Raw genomic sequence first — 287 nt, 5'->3', positions numbered from 1 at the left:
ACTCAGGATGCCGGCGCGGCGAGGCCGAGTGTGGAGGCCAGGGCGGGAATCGCGAAGGCGAGACTCTTGTCGAGCGCCTCGCCCGTGTGACCGGCTCCATCGACGATGTGGGTCAGGACGCTGAACCCGGCCGCCTGCGCCGCCTGGGAGTTCGCGAGCTGCCCCGGACCGTACGTGGTGTCGAGGCTCCCCCAGGTGAAGATGGCGGTGTGCCCGGCGTAGCTGCCGGCGGGAGCCGCGGCCATGATCACCGAGGGCTTGTTCGCCTGGAAGGCACCGGCGTCGCC

General features: G+C 71.4%; 1 protein-coding gene. It reads right to left on the bottom strand.

Features of this window, described 5'->3' with window-relative positions; all coding sequences use genetic code 11:
- Positions 1 to 2: 2 nt before the first annotated feature.
- Positions 3 to 287 (bottom strand): hypothetical protein (locus ACZ3HG_RS23355; protein ID WP_465334704.1); only part of this gene is annotated, 285 nt, incomplete at its 5' end.

It is taken from the genome of Erwinia sp. PME.40.26/001 (assembly GCF_055556675.1).
This window is presented reverse-complemented; position numbering and strand designations above follow the sequence as displayed.